This window comes from Accumulibacter sp., assembly GCF_023806565.1.
Lineage (GTDB): Bacteria > Pseudomonadota > Gammaproteobacteria > Burkholderiales > Rhodocyclaceae > Accumulibacter.
In genome coordinates this window covers 26,850-44,798 of record NZ_JAMTDV010000062.1, presented here as the reverse complement: position 1 = coordinate 44,798, position 17,949 = coordinate 26,850, and the positions used below count along the sequence as shown (strand labels likewise).

Genomic DNA, 17,949 nt, shown 5'->3' with positions numbered 1-17,949 from the left:
CGTGCGCTCCTCAGTAAGGCAGAACCGAAAGGAAGAATCGTGCCAACCAGCCCATCACCTGCGCTTCGCTGATCGCGCCACTCTCCTTGTATTCGATGCGTGCGTCGGCAATCTGGGAGGACGCGATGGTATTGGCCGCATTGACGAAATAGGGATTGACGATGCCTGACAGGCGGATGTATTCCTGTCCGTGCCCGATCGCCACCTGTTTCTCTCCGGAGACCAGCAAATTGCCATTCGCCAGCACTTCGATCACAGTCACCGTGATGGTGCCGGTGAACACGTTGTTGGCCGCCGCATCCCCCTTGCCGGCGGCGGTATTGCTGCTGCTGCCTTTGAGCTCGTAGAGCGATTTCCCGGGCAGATTGACGTTCGGTCCCGACGACGCGCTGATGCTGCCGGTTCGCGAAACATCGGTGGCCGACTTGGTCGCCGCCGAGGTGTTTTCGGTGATCGTCACGGTGATCGTGTCGCCGACGTAGCGCGCCCGACGGTCCTCGAACAGTGTCCGCGAGGCTCCCGCCTGGTAGATGCTGCCGGTCGCCGCCAAGCGTGCGGCGAGCGCTTCGGGTCGGTCCGCAGGGCGTGCGCTCATCGGCTGATGCACGTTGGTTGGTGGAACGGTCGTGCACGCGCTCAGGGCGAGCAAGTACAGCGCGCTCAGGGGCAAAAACGATCGAATGCGCATGCTCCGCCCCCTACAACTGCGTCAGGCGCGCCAGCATCGCGTCGGAGGTCGACACCACCTTGGCATTGAGCTCGTAGGCACGCTGGGTCTGAATCATCATCACCATCTGTTCCGCAACATTGACATTCGACGCCTCCACGTAATACTGCACGACGACACCAGATCCATTCGTTCCGGGAGTATTCGGCGTCGGCGTGCCACTCGATGCCGTTTCCAGGTAGAGGTTCTCGCCAATGCTCTGCAAGCCGCCATTGTTGATGAAGGTCGCCACCTGGATGGTCCCGATCTGCACCGTCGCCGAGGAATTGGGCTGCGTGATGCTGACCACGCCGTCGGTGCCGATGGTGACCGTCAACGCGTTCTGCGGAATGGTGATCACTGGCTGCAAGGGGTAGCCGTTGGCGGTGACGATCTGCCCCTGATTGTCCTTCTGAAACGATCCGTCGCGTGTGTAGGCAGTCGTCCCGTCGGGCAGCAGTACTTGAAAGAAGCCGGCGCCGTCGATCGCGAGATCGAGGCTGTTGCCGGTTTGCTGCAGGGAGCCCTGCGTAAAGATGCGACCCGTGGACACCGGAGTCGTCCCCAAGCCAATCTGCAGACCGTCCGGGATCTGCGTGATCTGCGACGACTGGGCTCCCGGCTGACGAATGGTCTGATACAGCAAGTCGGCGAAAATCCCGCGCGCCTGCTTGAAGCCGTTCGTGCTGACGTTCGCGAGGTTGTTGGCGATGACATCGATCTGCACCTGCTGCGCGTTGAGGCCGGTGCTGGCGGTCCATAGCGAACGGATCATGTTTGTTCCGTCAGGAATTGATGGTCAGAATCTGCGTGGCTGAACGCGCGTTCGCGTCGGCAGTCTGCAGCATCCTGACCTGCATTTCGAACTGCCGCGCCAGGCTGATCATGCGGACCATCGCATCGACCGAGTTGACGTTGCTTCCCTCAAGCGCCTCGGGAACCAGCTTCACATTCTCGTCGGCAAGTGCGGGGACACCGTTGCGAGTGCGGAACAGGCCATCGTCACCGCGCACCAGATCGCTTTCCGGAGGATTCACCAGTTTGATCTGACCGACCACGTTGACACTGTTGAGCGCTCCGGCGCCAACCCGCGGGATACTCGAAACCGTGCCGTCGGCGGCAATCACGATGTTGTTGTCGGGCGGCAGCGCGATCGGCCCGCCCTCACCGAGCACGAGAGAGCCGGCGCTGGTCTGCAGCAGCCCATTGGCATCGGTCCTGAGGTTTCCGGCACGGGTATAGGCCTCGCGCCCGTCGCTCCCCAGCACGGCAATCCAGCCTGCACCCTCGACAGCGACGTCCAGCGGCCGACCGGTAGTGGTTAGCGGCCCCTGGTCGAATGCGTTGGCGATCGAGGCATCGACCGCAAACGCACGCGTCGCCGCACCCGGGCCAAGGACGGGCACGGCGCGCGAGCGGTACTCGATTGCACGGTAGCCGACGGTCGACACGTTGGCCAGATTCTGCGCCACACCGGCCTGCTGCATGGCAGCCTGGCTGGCGCCAGTCATCGCCGTGAAGATCAGACGGTCCATTGTTCCCCTGTCACCCCTGAACCGACCGACTACCGCAGGTTGACCAGAGTCTGCATGACCTGGTCCTGGGTCTTGATCGTTTGCGCGTTGGCCTGGTAGTTGCGCTGTGCCGTGATCATGTCGACCAATTGTTTGGTCAGGTCTACGTTGGAATCCTCGACTGCCGCCGACTGCAATACGCCGCGACTGCCCGTCGCCGGCGCGCCGACCAGTTCGGGACCGGAGAGCGAGGTCAGCGCCCATTCATTGTTGCCCAGATTCAGCAATCCGTTCGGGTCGGCAAAGGTGGCGAGCACCACCTGCCCCATGTTGCGCGTCTGACCGTTGCTGTAGCGCCCCTGCACGACGCCGTCGCTACCGACGCCGATACCGACGAGACTGCCGGAAGTGTAGCCGCCCTGGGTGAGGCGGTCGACGCTCGATTCGCTGCCATACTGGGTGGTTCCGGTAAAGTTGATGGTTCCCGGCGACCACGGCGTGGCGGCACCGCTGCTCAGGTTCCAGGTGGGAAGCGTGTGCGTTGCCGTCGCGGCGGTCAGCGCGCCCGAGGTGTCGAAAATCAGGTTTCCGCCAGGAAGCTGTTGTGGATTGGCACCGTCGAGGGTCGCCCATACCGTCCACTGACCACCGCTGGGTGGGGTCGCTGGTGGATTGAGAACGTAATAGGTGGTCAGATTGTGCGCCACACCCAGGGTGTCGAAAACGGTCACGGCGGTCGAGAAATTGTAGGTTCCCGGATTGGCGAAGTCGAAGGGCGTGAGTTCCGGCGGCACGTCGCGAGAATCCAGGTTGACCACCGCACGCAGTTCGCCCGACAGTGGATCGCTCGTTGCGCGGGGCGCGATCTGGCTGGCGGACAACTGCAGTTCAATGGGGTTCGACGGGGAAATCTGGCCATTCACCCCAGCCGGGTATCCGGTCAGGCGAAGTTTCTTGTCGTTGATGATGTAACCCTCCTTGTCGACATGGAACTGGCCATTGCGCGTGTAGCTCACCGATCCGTTGCTGCTCATGCGAAAGAATCCACCGCCGTTGATCGCCAGGTCCATCGCATTGTTGGTGGTAGTCAGGTTGCCCTGCGTGAACTGCTGCTCGATCGCCGACACGCCGACCCCGATGCCGACCTGAGAAGCGCCGACAATCCCCAACGAAGCGGCGAAGACATCGGAGAAATCGGCGGTCGCACTCTTGAACCCGACGGTACTCGCATTCGCCACGTTGTTGCCGATCACGTCGAGCGCCGAAGACGCCGCATCCAGACCACTCAAACCCTGTTGGAAACTCATCCTTGCCCCCCGTCGCTAGAGAATCTGCTGGACCTTGTTGAAAGCAACCCTGCCGAGGCCGGCAAGATCCAACTGAACGCCGTCGGCGCCACGGACGAGCGCAGAAACCGTACCGACCTGCAGGGTGTCCGCCGCCACCTTGTCGGTACCGCGCACGGCGCTGACCGTGAACCGGTAATTGCCCGGCGCCGCCGAACCGCCGGCATCCGTCCTGCCGTCCCAGGCAAAGCTGAAGCTGCCCGCAGCGCGTGCGCCGAGGCTCTGGCTCTGCACCACCCTGCCAGCAGCATCGAGGATTGTCACCGTCACGTTGTCGGCCGGCGCGCCCAGATTGACGCCACCATATGCCGTGCCGCCGCTCAGCGACAAGGTCGATCCGGACACGAGCACGTTCTTCCCGATCAGTCCGGCAGCCTGCATCGCTTCGCTATCTTGGTAACTGCCGAGCAAACTGGCGAGCGTCGCGTTCAGCCTTTCGATGCCGGTCACCGTGTTGATCTGCGACATCTGGGTCGTCACCGCAGCGTTGTCGAGCGGGTTGAGAGGGTCCTGGTTCTTCAGTTGGGTCACCAGCAGCTTGAGAAAGCGATCCTGCACTGCCTCACTGGTCGAGGTCGACGCGGCATTGTTGCCGCCTGTCTTCGAGGCGTTGAGCGCGGCGAAGACGTCGCTGGATGAATTATTGGTCGATTGCACGGTTGCCATTGCCTTCTCCTGTTCGATTCCTACTGGCCAAGCGTCAGTGTCTTGAGCAGCAATTGTTTGGCGGTATTCATCACTTCGACGTTGGTCTGGTACGAACGCGCTGCCGAGATCATGTCGGTCATCTCGTCGACCACGTTCACGTTCGGCATCGTGACGTAGCCACGTGCGTCGGCGCCCGGATTGCGCGGGTCATAAACCAGTCGCCCCGGACCGCTGTCCTCGACCACCTGCGTGACGCGCACTCCTTGTGCGGCGGCACTTTCCATCGGCGTTGCCGCGAACACCACGTGGCGCGCGCGATACGGCTGACCGTCGGAGCTGACCACGCTGTCCGCGTTCGCGAGGTTGCTGGCAACCGCGTTAAGGCGTAGCGACTGTGCGGTCAGCGCGCTGCCCGCCACTCGAAAGGTGCCGAAATTGCTCATTGCGCCTGCACCGCGGCGAGCAGACTCCGGATCTGCTGGGTAAGGAAACTCACCCCCGCCTCGTAGTCGATGGCGTTCTCGGCGAACTGCGCTCGCTCGATGTCCATATTGACGGTGTTGCCGTCGGCGCTCGGCTGTATCGGCTGCCGATAGAGCAGGCGCAGCGGGCCGCCTGTCATGCTTCCCGGCAAGTGGCGCGGCGAAGTGTTCGCCAGCGCGAGGTTGCCGGCACTCCCGCCGGCAAGTGCTGCATGCAATGCCGCAGCAAAGTCGAAATCCTTCGCCTGATAATGTGGTGTGTCGGCATTGGCGATGTTGCCGGCAAGGATCTGCTGCCGGTTGGCGCGCAGGGTCAGCGCCTGTTGCTGTAGAAAAAGCGCACCGTCCAGCTTGTTGACCACCATGATCTCCCCTCGCGATGTCGTGCGAAGGTACCACGCAATACTCGTGCCAAGCACCAGGACCGGGCGCTGGAGAGGAATTCGGCGATGTACCGCGCCGAGCCGGGCGCTGCCTTGCCGGATCTGCGGCAAATATTGCCGCCGGCCGTGCATCGTCAGGCACCTGAGCAGGCTTCGCTCGCCAGGCGGATTCAGGCAGAATGGCGAAATGCACACTTGCCGCCTCTTCCGACCTCTTGGCCGCTCGCCGGCAGTGCTGTCCATCGTGCTGGCCGTGACAAGTTGCGGCGCGAACGCGCAGGCTTCGTTGTCTGCCGCGCTCGATCAGTTTCTCCGCATCCAGACGCAGGGATTGCCGGGGAAAGTCGCCTACAGCGTGGGATCGCTCGATCAGCATGCACAGCTCGCCCCATGCAGTGCGTTCGAGCCATTCCTGCCGCCGGGAAGCCGGCTCTGGGGAAAGACCACGGTCGCCGTACGCTGCGTGGCACCGATCGCGTGGACGGTGTATGTGCCGGTCACGGTGAAGATTTCCGGCAACTACGTGGTCACTGCGCGGCAGCTGGCAGCGGGCCAGATCGTCACCAGCGCCGACCTGCTGACACAGACCGGGGATCTTGGCACGCTGCCGGCCAGCGTCGTCACCGAGCCGGCGCAAGCGCTCGGCAAGACGGTCAGGAACGGCATCGCTGCCGGGCAACCGTTGCGCGGCGATCTGCTGCTTGCCGCCTGGGCTGTGCGCCAGGGACAAAGTGTCAAGCTGGTGTCCAGCGGCGACGGTTTCACGGTCAGCAACGAGGGAAAGGCACTCAACAATGCCAGCGACGGCCAGATTGTCCAGGTGCGGACCGCGTCCGGACAGGTGGTCAGCGGTGTCGCTCGCAGCGGTGGCATCGTCGACGTGGCGTACTGACAAGAGTGCCATCGGTATCGTAGGCGGCATGTTGCTGCAGCGAAAAAGTGCTAAAGTTCAGCCGTTCTCGGCCGTATCCTTGGTTGGGAACAATCGTTCAAAGGGAACGACCGTGAAGATCGACAGCACAACAAGTACCACGAGCAGTGTCAGCACGACGCGGCAACGTGCCGCCGTCACCCAGCCGGCAAGTGGCGCCGCGGCGGAAGTCCATCTCAGCGAACTGGCCGCACAACTGCAGTTCCCCGGGGAAGCAACGACCTTCGATGCGAGCCGGGTCGCTGAAATCAAACAAGCGATCGCCGAGGGCCGCTTCGAAATCAATTCCGAGGCGATCGCCGACAGCGTGATTGCCTCGGCCAGCGAACTCGTCGGTGCACGGCGGCAGACCTGACTGGCGCAATTGCAATGGCAACGACGGGTAACCTGACGACCAGTTTCCTGCCGACGATCGCGGCCGAAGTTGCCGACATGCAAGGCTTCGTGGCACTGCTCGAAAAGGAACAGGAGATGCTCGGCAAGGGCAGAACCGACGATCTGCCGGCCCTGGTGGAGAAAAAGAACGAACTTGCCGCGGCACTGGCGAGCATTGCCGACCGCCGCAGCCAGGCGCTTGTCGCGGCCGGACTGGCTGCGGATCGCGCCGGCATGTCCGCCCTGCTTGCCATGCAACCCGACGCCGACGGCGCGCGCGGGCTGTGGTCTTCGCTGCTTGCCCTGGCCACCCGGGCGCGCGAGTTGAATCGCGTCAATGGCGAACTGATCGCCTTGCGCATGCAGCACAACACGCAGGCGCTGCAGGCACTGCTCGGGACGCCGCTTGGCCTGTATGGGCCGGACGGGCAGAATACGCGGGTCGGCAGCCACCGCATCAGCGACTGCGCCTGAAACAACGAGCCGTCGTCCGAGCGCGCCGCTCCCTGCTACCTGGGCTCGGCTGGCGGTGCGTGCAGCGTGACCTCGGTTCCCTTTTCCGGAATGTCCGAATCGATCAGAATCGTCACCCGACGATTGCGTGCCCTGCCGTCGGCCAATAGGTTGGGTTCGACCGGACGCGTATCGGCATATCCGATCGCAGTCAACCGCTCGGCGGCCACTCCCGAGTCGGCGAACAGGCGCAGGACAGTGGTTGCACGTACTGCGGAAAGCTCCCAGTTGGATGGAAACTGCGTGTTCTTGATCGGCACGTTGTCGGTATGCCCCTCGATCGTGATCGGAAATTCGGCCGGTACCAGCACCTCGGCGATCGATTGCATGGCCTTCACCAGCGGCGCCTGCAACTGCGCCTGACCGGGCGAAAACAGGATGCTGTCGTTGATTTCTATGCTCACGCCGCGGCTGGTCTCGAGCACGCGAACCTTGCCCTGCTCGATCAGCGGCGCCATCACTTCGAGGATTTGCTTGGCGACATTGCGCATCTTGTCGCGCTGTTGCGCCTTGACCACCTCCTGTGTCGGGACCGCCTCAGCGGGCTTCTGCAGGAGTGGCGCAGATGGAGGCATGTTCATCGGCGTCTGGCCGCCACCGCTGCTGGGAATGTTGCGAAAAGCGGTGAGCATCGAGTTGCTCAGGATTCGATACTTACCCTCGTTTACCGATGAAAGCGCGTACATCACGACGAAAAAGGCAAACAGCAGGGTGATGAAATCCGCGTACGAAACGAGCCAGCGCTCGTGATTGTCGCGCTCATCTTCGCGTTTTCGCCTGCCCATGGCTCAGAAGATGTAGCCGCGCAGGCGGCTCTCGATGATCCGGGGATTGTCGCCATTGGCGATGCCGACCAAGCCGTCGACAATCATTTCGCGTTGCACGATGAGCCGGTTGACGTGCGTCTTCAGCTTGTTGGCGATCGGCAGATAGACCAGGTTGGCCAGGCCGACGCCATAAATCGTCGCAACAAAGGCGACGGCGATCCCGGCTCCGAGCTTCGATGGATCGGACAGATTCTCCATTACGTGGATGAGTCCCATCACCGCGCCGAGAATGCCGATGGTCGGCGAATAGCCGCCAGCCGCCTCCCAGACCCTGGCCGAAAGTTTCATCTCCTGTTCAAAGGTGCCGATCTCGACTTCCAGCACCTCGCGCAGCCTTTCCGGCTCGGCGCCATCGACCACCAGTTGCAGGCCCTTGCGGGTAAACCCGTCCTGCAACTCGCCGACGATCGCGTCCAGCGCCAGCAGGCCCTCGCGCCGCGACACCTGGCTCCAGCCGGTGATCTGCTGGATCAGTTGCTGATGGTTGACCACCGGCGGCGACCAGGTCCATTTCGCCATGCGAATGCCGCGCACGAACGTGGTGTAGGGACTCTGCAGCATCACTGCGCCCAGCGTACCGCCGACCACGATCAGAAAGGCAGTCGGCTGCGACAGCGACCCGATGTGACCGCCCTCCAGGATCTGCCCGCCGACGATTGCCAGCAAACCGATCAGCAGGCCGGCGACACTGGTCCTATCCACGGCGCCCGGCTCTCGTCGGCTTGCCACCCGCGTCGTCAAACAGGCGGGAACGCAAACGCATCACCGCCTGGCTGTGCAACTGACACACGCGTGACTCGGTGACCCCCATGACCTCGCCGATTTCGCGCAGGTTGAGATCCTGCTCGTAGTACAGGGCCATCATCAGCTTTTCCCGCTCCGGCAACAGATCGATCGCCTGGATCAGCGCCCGACGCATATCCTCGTCTTCGAACAGCGCGGACGGATCGGCATCGGCGTCCACCAGATGGCGTTCGAGGAAATCCTCGCCACGCTCGGCGACCATGTCCTCCAGATAGACCAGCTGATGCCCGCGGGAATCCTGCAGCATCTTCTGGTAGTCCGCAAGAGACATGCCCAGAGCATTGGCGAGTTCCTGTTCGGTCGGGGCGCGGCCGTTCTCCTGTTCGAGCTGGGCGATCGCCAGCTCGATGCGCCGAGAGTTGCGACGCAAGCTGCGCGGCAGCCAGTCGTTCTCGCGCAGCCCGTCGAGCATGGCGCCACGCACGCGCTGCGCAACATAGGCCTCGAACTGCGCCGCCATTCCCGACTGAAAGCGGCCGACCGCGTCGAGCAGGCCGAGCATTCCGTTTTGCACCAGATCATCCACTTCCACGCTGGCCGGCAAACGAGCCATCAGGTGACAGGCGATGCGCCGCACCAGCGGTGCAAAGCGCTGGACCAGCTGATCCCGGTTGAGCTGACCAGCAGCGTTATACATGCATGTTGGGAGGGCTATCAGGCGTAGATAGCGGCTGGATCGATACGGTGGCTCAAGTGTAGCAGTTGTTGCACGAAATGTTCGAGCCCGCCGACCACGTCGTCGTCCGCCGGCCAATTCAGAACTTCGCTGGCGACGCGATGACACGCCCGCGCCGCCGGCGATTCCGGAAACAAGCCGGCAACCGGCTGGCACAGTCTGAACGCCTGTCGCAGATGGTCGTCGAAGGGCACGTAGCCCGCATAGTCGAGACGGGCGAGCCGGCGACTGCGAGACACCTGTTCCATGTTTTCGTAAATCGCGCGCGCCTCGGCGGCCGCCCGCGCCCGGTTTACCAGCAGACGGAAATGCCTGCGCGAGTATCCGAGACTGACCTTCTTGATCAACGCATAGGCTTCGGTGATCGCCTGCATGCCGGGCGAGACGACGATGACGGTCTCCTGCGCCGCCAGACCGAGCGGCGAGAAGCCGAGCGGGTGATCCAGCGAGGCGTCGACCAGCACAACGTCCGCCGGCTGCCCCATCTCGCGAAAGCAGTCGAGCAGAATGGACTGCTCGGCCTGACCGAACGTGGCCAACTGCCTGACCAGCGTCGCCGCCGGCACGGCGCGGATTCCGGGTGCCAGCGAAAGCACCACCTCGGACAAGGATTTCTCGCGGTTGATCACCTGCTGCAGATCGGTCGCTGCGAATGCCCCGTAGGACGCGGCGATGCCGTCGTCGGTGTTCTCGTCCACCACCAACACCTGCCGGCCCTGGCGAGCCAGAGCAGCCGCCAGATTCGCGACAAGGACGCTCTTGCCGACGCCGACACTGCCGGCGACGAAGGTTACGACGCGAGCCTGCCGACGCCCCAGCAGGCGGCGCAAACCGGCCGCCTGATCTTCGCGGAACCTGGGCACGCTATCCCCCGGCGGACCACAGGCCACCGCCGGCGGCCATCATCAGGCTCGGTTCGACGCCGGTCAGACGATGCGGCGAATTCTCCGGCAGGTCCTTGAACGCGCGGTGCAGCAGGTATTGCCGATTTGGCAGATGCAGGTCTTCGGGCACCCGCTGCCCGTTCGAAACGTAGTGCAGGCACAGACCTTGCCGGATGATCACGTCGAGCGATGCCGCGAGGCTCGCCGCCTCGTCGATCTTCGTCAGGATACACCCGGCAAGGTCCAATCGGCCGTACGAGCGGACAACGTCGTCCAGTGTGTCGCCGCGGCTGGTTGCCGGAAGCAGCAGCAGCGACCGGACCTTGCCGTCGGCAAACATGGCTACCTGTTCGCCGACCATGCGGTCACGCTGACTCATGCCCATGGTGTCGATCAGCACCATATGCGTGTGCTGCAGGTTGCGCAGGGTGGCGCGCAGATCGCTCGCATCCCTCGCCAGATGCACCGAGACGCCGAGAATCTGTCCGTATATTCGCAACTGTTCGTGGGCCCCGATGCGGTAAGCGTCGGTCGTCACCAGAGCGAGCTTCCTCGCCCCGTGACGCAACACGCAGCGCGCCGCAAGCTTGGCGGTAGTTGTTGTCTTGCCGACGCCGGTCGGTCCAACCAGCGCGTAGATGCCGCCCCGATCAACGATGTCGGTGTCGCTGTCGATCGCCAGCAAACTGCGCTCGGCGCCCGCCTTGACCCAGGCCAGCGCTGCGCCGCTGTCCAGATCGCCGGGCAGATCGAGCAGGAGACGGCGAGCAAACTGCGGCGAAAAGCCGGCATCGAGTATCTGGCGAAGAATTTCTGTCTTCACCGGTGCCGCCCGCGCCGATTCGCCCCAGGCAAAGCCGGCCAGTTGCTGCTCGACGAGCCTGCGCAGGGTACGGATTTCCTCGATCACTGCCGCCGGAACCACCTCGGCCTCCGGCTTGGGCTCGTTGCTCGCCTGCGCCCGCGGCAGGTCCACCTGCGGCAGCGGTCTTGCCGCCAGCGGCGGCAGCGGACGCGCGGTTCGCGTACTGGATTGGCCCGCCGCCAGCGGCACTGCCGCTGGCGGCACTTGTGGCGGGACGCCGGCCCGCGCCAACGGCGGACTGGCCAGCGCAGCGGGCACCGGCTCCCTGGCCCGTGGCGCTGGGCGTTCCGCCGTCGGTACGATCATTTCCATATCGCCAGCGGCCACCGCCATGATCTCCACGCCGCCGGGAATCCCGCGGTTGGACAGAATGATCGCGTCTGGTCCGAGCGTCTCCTTGACCTTGCGCAATGCGTCTCGCGCCGTCGCGGCGATAAATTTCCTGACGTTCATGCTCTTTGTCCAATGATGGAGGTCACCTTGATCGTCCTGCTTTCAGGCACTTCCGCGTGCGCCAGGACCTTCAACTGGGAAATGCTGCGACGCAGGAAGCGCGACAGGAGCGTGCGCAAGGTCCCCGGAACCAGCAGGACCATCGGCGATCCGACCGCTTCCTGACGCTGCGCCGCCGCGACCGCCTCACGCAGCAGCGTATCCGCCAGGCCCGGTTCGATGCCGGCGCCATCGCCACCGCCGGCAACCGCCTGCAGCAGGAGGCGCTCGAGCCGTGGCTCGAGCGACATCACCTGCATCTCGGTGTTGCCCGGAAAGAGTTCCTGGACGATCGCGCGCCCGAGACTGGTCCGCACCTGTGCGGTCAATATCTCGGGGTCCTGCGAGCGTGGTGCGCCGTCGGCCAGGGTCTCGATCACCGTGCGCATGTCGCGCAGGTGCACGCCCTCATCGAGCAGGTTGCGCAACACTTTTTGCACGACGCCGAGGGGCAGGGCCTTGGGCACCAGATCTTCGACGAGTTTCGGCATGTCCTTGGCCACGTGATCGAGCAGCGCCTGCGTCTCCTGACGCCCCAGCAGTTCGGCAGCGTGCGTCAGGATCAGGTGATTGAGGTGTGTCGCGACTACCGTACTGGCATCGACCACCGTATAGCCGTAGGCCTGCGCCTGCTCGCGCAGGGCCGGGTCGATCCACACCGCCGGCAGCCCGAAAGCGGGGTCCTTGGTGGCCGTGCCGGGGAGATCGCCGGCCACCCGTCCCGGATTGATCGCCAGCAGGCTTCCGGGAAATGCCTCGCCGTCGCCGATCTCGACGCCCTTGAGGACGATCTTGTAAGCGTTCGGTTTCAGTTCCAGATTGTCACGAATGTGCACGGGCGACACGAGGAATCCCACTTCCTGCGCGAACTTCTTGCGGATGCCGCGGATCCGGCGCAGCAATTCACCGTCCTGCGATTTGTCGACCAGCGGGATCAGACGATAGCCGACTTCGAGGCCGAGCACGTCGAGCGGCGTGACATCGCTCCAACTGGCCTCCTGGGTTTCGCGCGCGACCGACGGCGCAACCGTCACCGGCACCGGCGCAACGGTGCCCTGCCGCTTTTCGAGTCGCGCGGCCATCACCGCGAACATGCTGGCCAACAGCAGAAAGACGAAATTGGGCATGCCGGGGATCAGACCCAGCAGACCGATGATCCCGGCAGTCAGGAACAGCAGCTTGGGGTTGTCGAAAAGCTGTGCGACGAACTGCTGCGAGACGTCCTGATCATCGCCGACGCGCGTCACCACCATACCCGCGGCGATCGAAATGATCAGTGCCGGAATCTGCGCCACCAAGCCATCGCCAATCGTCAGCAGGGTATAGGTGCGCGCGGCCGTGCCGAGATCCAGATCGTGTTGCAGAACCCCGACGAACAGGCCGCCAAAAACATTGATCAACATGATCAGGATGCCGGCCACCGCGTCACCGCGAACGAACTTCGAGGCGCCGTCCATCGAACCAAAAAAGTCGGCTTCCTGGGCAATGCCGGCGCGGCGCTTGCGCGCCTCCTCCTCACCGATCAGGCCGGCATTGAGATCGGCATCGATTGCCATCTGTTTGCCCGGCATGCCGTCGAGGGTGAAGCGCGCAGCCACCTCGGCCACCCGTCCCGCACCCTTGGTGATGACCACGAAATTGATGACGACGAGAATCGTGAACACTACCAGGCCGACCACATAGTTGCCGCCGACCAGGAAATGTCCGAAGGCTTCGATCACGCGCCCGGCCGCGCCCGGACCGGTATGCCCTTCGAGCAGGACGACCCGCGTCGAAGCCACGTTCAGCGACAGACGCAAGAGGGTCGTCACCAGCAGGACGGTGGGAAAGACGGAAAAGTCGAGCGGCTTCATCACGCTCATCGCCACCAGCATGACGATCACCGAAATTGCAATGTTGAAGGTGAAGAACAGATCCAGGACAAACGGCGGCAATGGCAGAACCATCATCGCCAGGATCAGCAGGATCAGCCCCGGACCCGCCAGTTGTCGCTGACCGAGACGGTCGAAGATCACGCGCAGCGCCACGCTTGCGTCAGCCATCGCCTGCCTCCGCAAGATGCTCGTCAAGAACGGCAAGCGTGCGCGGCGGCAGCGGACGGTTGCCGCCACTGTGCCGCCAAGTGCTCAACTGATAAATATACGCCAGCACCTCGGCCACCGCCGCGTACAGCGTCGCCGGGATTTCCGCATCAAGCTCGACATGACGATACAGGGCGCGCGCCAGCGGCGCCGCCTCGATCATCGGAATCTCGTTTTCGCCGGCGACCCGACGGATCGTCAGGGCGATCTCCCCCATTCCCTTGGCCAGCACCTTCGGCGCCCGCATGCCGCTCTTGTAGGCGACAGCCACCGCGTAGTGAGTGGGATTGGTAACGATGACATCGGCCATCGGGACGGCTGCCATCATCCGCTTGCGCGCCGCTTCACGCTGCAGACGCCGGATGCGCCCTTTGACCTCGGGATTTCCCTCCAGCTCCTTGCCTTCCTGCTTGAGTTCCTGGCGGCTCATCTTCAGCTTGTCGTGGTAGTGCCAGAGCTGGAATGGGACATCGACGGCGACGATCAGCGACATCGCCGCGACGATCACAAAGAAGGTAAAGGTGAGCAGATGGCCGGCGCTGGCCAGGCCGGCCGGAAGGGATTGGGCAAACATGGCGAGAAGATCATCCCGCTCGTTCCACAGAACCCACACGGCAACCCCACCGAGCAGGGAGGCCTTGGCCACGGCCTTGAGCAACTCGACCAGGCCGCTCCAGGAAAACACGCGGGCCAGTCCCGCGAGCGGATCGAGCCGCCCCAAGTCAGGCAGCAGGGCTTTCGGAGAGAAGCTCCAGCTGCCAAGGAAGAAAGGCGCGAGCAGCGCCGCAACGAGCAGTGCGACGAACAGGGGAGCGCAAATCAGCAAGCCGTCGAGCGAAACATCGGCGAGACGGAGCAGAACCAACGACGGATCGTGCGCCAGGCTCTGGTCGACCTGCAGACCTCGCCGGAAAACAGCCAACAGTCGCTGCACCATCCACGGCCCGATCAGCCAGAAGGCCGCTGCCGCGACGATCAGGATCAGGAACGCGCCAACCTCGCGCGAACGCGGTACCTGTCCCTCCTCGCGTGCCTGTTCCAGGCGTCTTGGCGACGCCTGTTCGGTCCTTTCGAGGTCGCTTTCCTCAGCCATGTCGAGCTTCCGTATTACTCGAGGCCATTATAGAAAAACAACCGTTAAAAGAGAGGATTATGAGCTTCTATTTAGGCGGATTCTCGCTTAGTTGCGCAGGAACAACAATTGTCTCGGAGGCGCACCGGTTTCGCCAGATTTTGCTTGCGTCCTCCTGTTCGCAAGTTCCGTCAGGCGAAAACCTCGAGCGCGCGCGTCGCTACACTGCGCGCATCCCGGTCGGCGACCGTGGCGAGATCGGCAAGCAGTTCTTTCATATCCAGAATCAGGACGATCTGGCCGTTCGACAGCGTCGTCACTCCGGCCACCCCGCGCGGACGGAAGTCGTCGAGCGCCTTGATCACGGCATCGTCGCGTCCGGCAAAATTGTCCACGGCAAGGATGAAACTCCGCTCGGCAGCCTGCATCAGCACTCCGTATTCCGGCTCCTGCACCTGCGGCCAACCAAGCAGGCGCGACAGCGCGATCACCGGCAGCACCTCGCCACGTACCACCAGCGTCTCCCTGCCACCGACTTCCTGCATCCGCTGCGGATCGATCGGCAGGATCTCCCTGACCATCGACAGCGGCAGCGCGAACGGCTGATCCCCCAGGAGAACGAGGAGAACCGGCAGGATCGCCAGGGTCAGCGGCAGTGAAATGGTGAACACCGACCCGTTACCCGGCTCCGAGCGGATTTCGATCGTGCCGTTGAGTTTCTGGATGTTGGTCTTGACCACATCCATGCCGACCCCCCGACCGGAAACGGCCGAAGCCTGCGACATCGTCGAGAACCCGGGCAGAAAGATCAGGTTCAGACTCTGCCGGTCATCCAGGGTGTTGGCGTCCTCTTCACTGATGATGTTCTTCTCGATCGCCTTGGCCCGAATCCGCTCGGGACTCATGCCGCGCCCGTCGTCGGCAATGATCAGGACGATGTGGTCCCCCTCCTGCCGCGCTTCCAGACGGACGACACTCTTCGGCCGTTTGCCCGCCAGGCGGCGCTCGTCCGGGGATTCGACTCCATGATCGACTGCGTTGCGGATCAGGTGGATCAGCGGGTCGGCCAAGTCCTCGATCATCGTCTTGTCGACCTCGGTTTCTTCGCCGACCAGCGTCAGTTCAACGTCCTTGCCGAGTTGGCGCGCCAGATCGCGTGCGATGCGCGGGTATTTCTGGAACAGGCGGCCGATCGGCTGCATTCGCGTCTTCATCACCGAGTTCTGCAGGTCGGAAACGAGCAGGTCTAGCTGGCTGACCGCCTGATCGAGCGCCTGCAGCGTCTCGGAGTCGGTCCGGCCAGCGATAATGTCGGCGCGCAGGCTGGTCAGCCGATTTTTCGTCAGGCCGATCTCCCCGGACAGATTGAGCACCTGGTCGAGGCGCGAAATATCGACGCGAATCGTCGTCTCGCGCGCGGCGGCTTTCTCGTCGGCCCGGCGCCCGGAAGGAACACCACTCGCCGCAGCACCGGGCCGGTCGCTTGCGCGACGCCCCTCGGGAGGAAAATGTGGCTGCAGCAGGGGCTCGTCGACCGCTGGCGGCGCATCACGGGAATCGGTCGACACGCGCTGCGCTGCGGCGACACCGGGCATGCCCCCCTGACCTGTCACCGCCTGGTGCAGCGCTTGCCAATCCGGACCCTCTTCGACCACGGTGTCGGCCCCAGCGGCGGGTGCGGCGTCAATCTCGCCGGCGAGCGCCGCCCGCAGGTCGGCGATTACCTCGGCCGCAGCCGGACGTGGCTGGGTGCCCTGCGCGATTTCGCCGAACATGCCGCGCACGCTCCGGGTCGCCTCAAGGATGGTATCCATCAATCCCGGCGTGAGCGCCATCTCCGCGTTCCTGAGCTTGTCGAACAGGTTCTCGGTCAAGTGGCAGAGAGTGACCAACTCGCCCGCGTTGAGGAAGCCGGCGCCACCCTTGATCGTATGAAAACCCCGGAAGATATCGTTCAGCAACTGGCGATCATCGGGACTCCGCTCGAGATCGACCAGCTTGTTGTCGACATCCGACAGGAGGTCACCGGCCTCCTGCAAGAAATCCTTGAGGAGATCCTCCATCCCGGCAAAATCGCTCATCCCGAACCTCCTAGAATCCCAGGCTGCCGAGCAGCTCGTCGACCTGTTGCTGCGTGGTTACGACATCGCCGCGCCCTTCGGCGTTGATCACCGGCCCGTTGAGCAGGCTCATCAGCGAATCGGTCCGCCGCTCGCCCGGCAGGGATTCGATGAGTACCCCCATCAGTTGGGCCTCGAGCTCCTGCGCGACCGTGATGATCTTCTTGATCACCTGCCCGGTCAGATCCTGAAAATCCTGGGCCATGACGATTTCGAGCAGCTGTGCCTTGGTCGCTCCAGTTTTCCCCGGCAGACCATCCTTGAGAAACGAACGCGTCTCTTCGGCGAGTTGCCTGAACTCGTCTACGCCCATCCGGTTGGCGAACAGCGCGTCCCATTTCGCGGCCAGGGCAGCCGAGCCCGCCTCCAGTTCGTCCTGTATCGGGTTCGCGATGTCCGTCGCATTCAATACGCGGCAGGCCGCCTGCTCGGTCAGATTGACCACGTAGTGGAGCCGGTCCTTGGCATCGGGAATCGCCGCCGCGGTACTCTCGAGGAGTTCGTGGTAACCGAGTTGGCCGAGCGTGTCGTGCAGCTGCCTGGTCATCTGGCCCACCCGCTGAAACACCCTCTCCTGCGACTGCCACTGCGCGCCACCCGCGACCGCTTCGCCATTGCCCGCGCCTTGTCCGGCGGCAACCGAATCGAACAGTGCCTGCAGTTCGTCGCTGTCGGTCGTTGCGTCCGCCACGCGCCCGTGCCCTGACAGCGACTCGGCAGGTGGTGCCGGCATCGCCGCGATTCCAGCAGCGATGGTGTCGAACAGTTCCTCGAGTTCGCGGGAATCCCCGGATTGATCGACGTTGCTCATCTCAGCCACCCATCTTGTCGAAGATCTTCTGCAGCTTCTCGGCCAGCGTCGTCGCCGTGAAAGGCTTGACGATATAGCCGCTTGCCCCCGCCTGTGCGGCCGCGATGATGTTTTCCTTCTTCGCCTCGGCGGTAATCATCATCACCGGCAGGTTCCTGAGCGCCGGCGTACTGCGAATTTCCTTGAGCAGCTGCAAACCGTCCATGTTCGGCATGTTCCAGTCGGTCACCACAAACTCGAATCCTCCTCCCTGCAGCTTCTTGAGTGCGACCGCACCGTCTTCCGCCTCATCGACGTTGACGAAACCGAGTTCCTTGAGGAGATTCCTGACGATGCGTCGCATCGTCGAGAAATCGTCAACCACCAGAATTCGCATCTTTGGATCAGCCATGTCGTACTCCTGATTGCTTCGGTTTGTT

20 protein-coding genes are annotated in these 17,949 nt (G+C 63.4%); 3 read left to right on the top strand and 17 right to left on the bottom strand.

What is annotated here, in order from left to right:
- Nucleotides 1-10: 10 nt before the first annotated feature.
- Genes NFV80_RS06990 through flgB form a run of 7 tightly spaced genes read right to left on the bottom strand, consistent with a single transcriptional unit; the run spans nt 11 to nt 5,061 of the window.
- On the bottom strand, nt 11-688 hold the full coding sequence (locus NFV80_RS06990) for a flagellar basal body L-ring protein FlgH (RefSeq protein ID WP_295327993.1): 678 nt from the start codon (nt 686-688) through the stop codon (nt 11-13).
- A 10-nt stretch (nt 689-698) separates the two neighbouring features.
- Nucleotides 699-1,481, bottom strand: coding sequence for a flagellar basal-body rod protein FlgG (gene flgG, locus NFV80_RS06985; RefSeq protein WP_295327995.1), 783 nt, complete (start codon nt 1,479-1,481; stop codon nt 699-701).
- Between the two features lie 10 nt (nt 1,482-1,491).
- Nucleotides 1,492-2,241, bottom strand: coding sequence for a flagellar basal body rod protein FlgF (locus tag NFV80_RS06980; RefSeq protein WP_295327997.1), 750 nt, complete (start codon nt 2,239-2,241; stop codon nt 1,492-1,494).
- Between the two features lie 29 nt (nt 2,242-2,270).
- On the bottom strand, nt 2,271-3,527 hold the full coding sequence (flgE, locus tag NFV80_RS06975) for a flagellar hook protein FlgE (protein WP_295327999.1): 1,257 nt from the start codon (nt 3,525-3,527) through the stop codon (nt 2,271-2,273).
- A 15-nt stretch (nt 3,528-3,542) separates the two neighbouring features.
- Nucleotides 3,543-4,232: a flagellar hook assembly protein FlgD gene (locus NFV80_RS06970; RefSeq protein WP_295328000.1), complete on the bottom strand. Its 690-nt coding sequence runs from the start codon at nt 4,230-4,232 to the stop codon at nt 3,543-3,545.
- A gap of 20 nt (nt 4,233-4,252) precedes the next feature.
- The gene (flgC, locus tag NFV80_RS06965) at nt 4,253-4,657 is read right to left on the bottom strand and encodes a flagellar basal body rod protein FlgC (protein WP_295328002.1); all 405 of its coding nucleotides are present in this window, start codon (nt 4,655-4,657) and stop codon (nt 4,253-4,255) included.
- Complete coding sequence (flgB, locus tag NFV80_RS06960; protein ID WP_366143417.1) at nt 4,654-5,061, bottom strand: flagellar basal body rod protein FlgB; 408 nt, start codon at nt 5,059-5,061, stop codon at nt 4,654-4,656. The genes flgC and flgB overlap by 4 nt, the downstream gene beginning before the upstream one ends.
- 304 nt (nt 5,062-5,365) lie before the next feature.
- Between flgB and flgA the strand changes: the two genes are divergently transcribed.
- The 3 genes from flgA to NFV80_RS06945 are packed head-to-tail and all read left to right on the top strand — an operon-like array spanning nt 5,366 to nt 6,859.
- Entirely contained in the window at nt 5,366-5,971 is a 606-nt protein-coding gene (gene flgA, locus NFV80_RS06955; RefSeq protein ID WP_296758238.1) for a flagellar basal body P-ring formation chaperone FlgA, read from the top strand.
- A gap of 28 nt (nt 5,972-5,999) precedes the next feature.
- A complete protein-coding gene (gene flgM, locus NFV80_RS06950; RefSeq protein ID WP_295328005.1) occupies nt 6,000-6,365 on the top strand; it encodes a flagellar biosynthesis anti-sigma factor FlgM in 366 nt (121 codons plus the stop codon).
- 14 nt (nt 6,366-6,379) lie between these two features.
- Nucleotides 6,380-6,859 (top strand): flagella synthesis protein FlgN, encoded by a 480-nt coding sequence (locus tag NFV80_RS06945; RefSeq protein ID WP_295328007.1) that lies wholly within the window; start codon nt 6,380-6,382, stop codon nt 6,857-6,859.
- A 35-nt stretch (nt 6,860-6,894) separates the two neighbouring features.
- On the opposite strand, the gene motD is transcribed toward NFV80_RS06945, so the two are convergent.
- From motD to cheY, 10 genes are all read right to left on the bottom strand, one after another.
- Nucleotides 6,895-7,683: a flagellar motor protein MotD gene (gene motD / locus NFV80_RS06940; protein WP_295328009.1), complete on the bottom strand. Its 789-nt coding sequence runs from the start codon at nt 7,681-7,683 to the stop codon at nt 6,895-6,897.
- 3 nt (nt 7,684-7,686) lie between these two features.
- The gene (locus tag NFV80_RS06935) at nt 7,687-8,427 is read right to left on the bottom strand and encodes a flagellar motor protein (protein WP_295328011.1); all 741 of its coding nucleotides are present in this window, start codon (nt 8,425-8,427) and stop codon (nt 7,687-7,689) included.
- Nucleotides 8,420-9,166 (bottom strand): RNA polymerase sigma factor FliA, encoded by a 747-nt coding sequence (locus tag NFV80_RS06930; protein ID WP_295328013.1) that lies wholly within the window; start codon nt 9,164-9,166, stop codon nt 8,420-8,422. The genes NFV80_RS06935 and NFV80_RS06930 overlap by 8 nt, the downstream gene beginning before the upstream one ends.
- A 17-nt stretch (nt 9,167-9,183) precedes the next feature.
- The gene (locus NFV80_RS06925) at nt 9,184-10,068 is read right to left on the bottom strand and encodes an AAA family ATPase (protein WP_295328015.1); all 885 of its coding nucleotides are present in this window, start codon (nt 10,066-10,068) and stop codon (nt 9,184-9,186) included.
- A 1-nt stretch (nt 10,069) separates the two neighbouring features.
- A complete protein-coding gene (gene flhF / locus NFV80_RS06920) occupies nt 10,070-11,407 on the bottom strand; it encodes a flagellar biosynthesis protein FlhF (RefSeq protein ID WP_295328017.1) in 1,338 nt (445 codons plus the stop codon).
- Entirely contained in the window at nt 11,404-13,488 is a 2,085-nt protein-coding gene (flhA, locus tag NFV80_RS06915) for a flagellar biosynthesis protein FlhA (RefSeq protein WP_295328019.1), read from the bottom strand. The genes flhF and flhA overlap by 4 nt, the downstream gene beginning before the upstream one ends.
- Complete coding sequence (flhB, locus tag NFV80_RS06910) at nt 13,481-14,620, bottom strand: flagellar biosynthesis protein FlhB (protein ID WP_295328021.1); 1,140 nt, start codon at nt 14,618-14,620, stop codon at nt 13,481-13,483. The genes flhA and flhB overlap by 8 nt, the downstream gene beginning before the upstream one ends.
- Nucleotides 14,621-14,790: 170 nt before the next feature.
- Nucleotides 14,791-16,680 (bottom strand): chemotaxis protein CheA, encoded by a 1,890-nt coding sequence (locus NFV80_RS06905; RefSeq protein WP_295328023.1) that lies wholly within the window; start codon nt 16,678-16,680, stop codon nt 14,791-14,793.
- A gap of 10 nt (nt 16,681-16,690) precedes the next feature.
- A complete protein-coding gene (gene cheZ, locus NFV80_RS06900) occupies nt 16,691-17,530 on the bottom strand; it encodes a protein phosphatase CheZ (RefSeq protein ID WP_295328025.1) in 840 nt (279 codons plus the stop codon).
- Between the two features lies 1 nt (nt 17,531).
- Entirely contained in the window at nt 17,532-17,921 is a 390-nt protein-coding gene (gene cheY / locus NFV80_RS06895; protein WP_295328027.1) for a chemotaxis response regulator CheY, read from the bottom strand.
- Between the last annotated feature and the right edge of the window lie 28 nt (nt 17,922-17,949).